This window comes from Deltaproteobacteria bacterium (assembly GCA_019308925.1).
Lineage (GTDB): Bacteria > Desulfobacterota > B13-G15 > B13-G15 > RBG-16-54-18 > JAFDHG01.
This window is the reverse complement of record JAFDHG010000111.1, coordinates 1-2910: the sequence shown is the minus strand read 5'-3', so window position 1 is coordinate 2910 and position 2910 is coordinate 1. Positions and strand designations below refer to the sequence as shown.

General features: G+C 55.6%; 4 protein-coding genes. 3 read left to right on the top strand and 1 reads right to left on the bottom strand.

The window, feature by feature from the left end; translation table 11 throughout:
- From purF to JRI46_12400, 3 genes are all read left to right on the top strand, one after another.
- Positions 1–943 (top strand): amidophosphoribosyltransferase (gene purF, locus JRI46_12410; GenBank protein MBW2040367.1); only part of this gene is annotated, 943 nt, incomplete at its 5' end.
- A 1-nt stretch (position 944) separates the two neighbouring features.
- Positions 945–1490, top strand: coding sequence for an orotate phosphoribosyltransferase (pyrE, locus tag JRI46_12405; GenBank protein MBW2040366.1), 546 nt, complete (start codon positions 945–947; stop codon positions 1488–1490).
- Between the two features lie 58 nt (positions 1491–1548).
- Entirely contained in the window at positions 1549–2187 is a 639-nt protein-coding gene (locus JRI46_12400) for a histidine phosphatase family protein (protein MBW2040365.1), read from the top strand.
- A gap of 137 nt (positions 2188–2324) precedes the next feature.
- Here JRI46_12400 and JRI46_12395 read toward each other — a convergent pair whose 3' ends face one another.
- On the bottom strand, positions 2325–2831 hold the full coding sequence (locus JRI46_12395; protein MBW2040364.1) for an ACT domain-containing protein: 507 nt from the start codon (positions 2829–2831) through the stop codon (positions 2325–2327).
- Positions 2832–2910: the final 79 nt, after the last annotated feature.

Here is a 2910-nt window from a genome sequence, read left to right as displayed (position 1 = left end):
CGTCATCGCCGCCTTAAAAGAAGTAAAAGGGGCCTACTCCCTCCTCTTCCTCAACGAGAAGGAACTCATCGCCGCCCGTGACCCCTGTGGTTTCCGTCCCCTGGTGCTCGGCAGACTCAAAAAGGGGTATGTGGTGGGCTCGGAGACCTGTGCCCTTGACCTGATCGGGGCCGAGTTCATCCGGGAGATAGAGCCTGGGGAGGTCCTGACAATAAACGAGGATGGCATCCAATCCTTTCACCCCTTCCCCAAGGTGAGACCTAAGTTCTGCATCTTCGAGTTCATCTACTTTGCCCGTCCGGACAGCTACATCTTTGGCCACAACGTCTATCAGGTGCGCAGGGAGCTGGGAACCCAGCTGGCTGAAGAACACCCTGTGGAGGCCGATATAGTAATCCCCACCCCTGACTCCGGCTTCCCTGCAGCCATAGGCTTCTCACACCGATCTGGGACCCCCCTGGAGCTGGGGATCATCAGAAACCACTATGTGGGCAGGACTTTCATCGAGCCCAGGGAGTCCATCAGACACTTCGGGGTAAAGATAAAACTCAACTCTGTTAAAGAGGCCATCAGGGACAAGAGGGTAGTGGTCTTGGATGACTCCATCGTGCGGGGGACCACGGTGAGGAAGAACATGCGGATGATCCGCAACTCCGGGGCCAAGGAGATACATGTGCGGATTAGCTCCCCCCCCATCATGAGCCCCTGTTTTTACGGTATAGACACCCCCACCAGAGAAGAGCTCATCGCCTCCTCCCATTCGGTGGAGGAGATCAGGAGGTACCTCCGGGTCCAGTCCCTGGGATACCTCAGTCTGGAGGGGCTAAAGAGGTGTGTGGCCCCGCTGGAGGAAGAATTCTGTTACGCATGTTTTACAGGCCAGTATCCTGTAAGCCCTCCTCAAGACAAGGCACAACTAGATTTCTTCATCAAAGAGGTGTGAGATGGGTAACAGAGAACGCCTCCTGGAGATCTTGCGGGAGAAATCCTATGAGGAGCGGGAGGTTACCCTGACCTCTGGGCGCAAGAGCACCTTTTACATCGACGGCAAACAGACCACCCTCGACCCCGAAGGGGTATACCTGGTGGGAAAGGTCCTATATGAGATGGTCAGAGGGAGGGTCGAGGCCGTGGGGGGACCCACCTTGGGGGCGGACCCCATCGTGACTTCCGTGGCCCTGGCCAGTTATATGGAGGGTGACCCCATCGCCGCCTTCATCATCAGAAAGGAGCCCAAGGGGCACGGTAAGGGGCTCTGGATAGAGGGGGACAAGGCCCTGAAAAAGGGGGCCAAGGTCGCTATTGTGGAGGATGTGGTCACCACCGGAGGCTCCCTCCTGAAGGCCATCAGGGTCGCAGAAGAGCATGGCCTGCAGGTGGTTCAGGTCTTGGCCTTGGTGGACAGGCAAGAGGGCGGGAAGGAGAGGTTGGCCGAGGAGGGGTACACCCTGGAGGCGGTTTTCACGCGGGGAGAAATCGTCGGAAGGTAAAGGGGTCTCCCCCGATAATGGAGCGTCTAGGGAAGCTGCGCGAGGGGCTGAAAGGGCTATGATCAAGGTGTTTTTGGTGCGCCATGGTCGCACCATCTGGAACAAGGAGCAGATATTCCGGGGTACTAAGGACGTTCCCCTGGATGAGGTGGGCAAAGAGGAGGCCCTTTTAGTTGGTGAGCGGTTGAAGGAAGAGGAGCTCTCGGCCGTTTATTCCAGCCCCCTCTCCCGGGCCAAGGAGACGGCGGAGGTCATCGCCCGTTTTCATAAGATGGAGGTGCAATGCCTGGCTGGGCTCAACGATCTGCATTTTGGCGAGTGGGAGGGAATACATCACAAAGAGGTAAAGGAGAGATACCCCGATCTCTATCAGAAGTGGCAGCAAGAGCCCCATCGGGTGATCTTTCCCAGGGGGGAGGGGTTGGATGAGGTGCGCTCAAGGGCCATGGAGGCCATTGAGGATATAATTACCCGCCACCCCCAGGGGGTAGTGGCCCTGGTCTCCCATCGGGTGGTCCTGAAGGTAGTGATCTGCGCCCTGCTAGGTTTGGACAACTCCCGCTTCTGGCACATCGGCCAAGATACTGCAGCCATCAACTGCTTTCATTATCGAGACGGTAAATGGATAGTATCATTGCTCAACGACGTCTGCCACCTAAAGGGTTTGGGAGAGGAAAAAGGGAAGGTAGACTTTTAAAGACCAAAAGAGGGCCCAATCTCTCCTTTCATCCTTTGATAAAGAAAGGGTTTAAGGGTTCCAGGGGTCTAGGATTATAGTGGAAGACAAATTACTTGAGCCCTTGAATCCTTGAACCATATATAGAATCTGGGGGACTAATAATCTTGAGGGCGTTTCTTTACGTCAAAAAAGGGTATCTCAAAGGCGTCATGCAAGGCTTGAACGGCTTCATCCAGGTAAACGGCCTCAATGACACAGGAGACACTGGATATGGAGGTGCTGATGGCGATGACGTTGATACCATTGCTGGCCAGGGCGTTAAACATCGCCCCGGGGACCCGGGGTTTCTCCCTCAGGTGAGGACCGAAGACGCTCAAAACGGCCACATCGGGTACATAGGAGATCCCTCTGGCATCGATGCTATTCTTCACCGACTCCAGGATACCTAAGGCGGCGTCTAGATCCTTCTGATCTATGCAGATGGCAAAATTTCCGTAGCCCTCAATGTCCGAACCTTCCACCAAAAACTCAATGTTGACCCCATTCTGGCCCAGAACGCTCAGCAGGGTTCCTGCCACCCCCGGTCGATCAGGAACGGAGAGGACCCTCAACAAGGCCCGCCCTTCACTCTGCATTACCCCGCCGATCTTTATCTTTCCCATTATCGCAACGCCCTATCCTTACTCCCAGCGACGGCGATCTACAATCTTTTGGTGCCAGTCAGGAATAGTCCCTGGCGGT

Excerpts from the sequence above, each read along its gene's own strand:
- pyrE (MBW2040366.1), top strand. The coding sequence starts at position 945 with ATGGGTAACAGAGAACGCCTCCTGGAGATCTTGCGGGAGAAATCCTAT.
- JRI46_12400 (MBW2040365.1), top strand. The coding sequence starts at position 1,549 with ATGATCAAGGTGTTTTTGGTGCGCCATGGTCGCACCATCTGGAACAAG.
- JRI46_12395 (MBW2040364.1), bottom strand. The coding sequence starts at position 2,831 with ATGGGAAAGATAAAGATCGGCGGGGTAATGCAGAGTGAAGGGCGGGCC.